The sequence below is a fragment of the Pseudoalteromonas sp. P1-7a genome (assembly GCF_001401855.1).
In the GTDB taxonomy this organism is placed as follows: Bacteria; Pseudomonadota; Gammaproteobacteria; order Enterobacterales; family Alteromonadaceae; genus Pseudoalteromonas.
Window position 1 is genome coordinate 1 of the sequence record NZ_LKDU01000169.1, and the last position, 218, is coordinate 218.

A 218-nucleotide genomic window follows, 5' to 3' on the forward strand; every position below is an offset into this window, starting at 1 on the left:
GTGCCTCGATAGCTCAGTTGGTAGAGCAGAGGATTGAAAATCCTCGTGTCCCTGGTTCGATTCCGGGTCGAGGCACCATTTACTTTAAGTTCTCAATCTTTAAAATTGAAAGTGCCTTAGCACACGCTTTAGTGTGCCGACTTAGCTCAGCTGGTAGAGCAACTGACTTGTAATCAGTAGGTCAACCGTTCGACTCGGTTAGTCGGCACCATTTATTT

The 218-nt window shown here is 46.3% G+C and carries 2 tRNA genes; both read left to right on the plus strand.

What is annotated here, in order from left to right:
• Window positions 1–2 precede the first annotated feature (2 nt).
• Window positions 3–78: transfer RNA gene (locus tag AN389_RS19980), tRNA-Phe, on the plus strand.
• A 57-nt stretch (window positions 79–135) separates the two neighbouring features.
• Window positions 136–211, plus strand: a tRNA-Thr gene (locus AN389_RS19985).
• Window positions 212–218 lie beyond the last annotated feature (7 nt).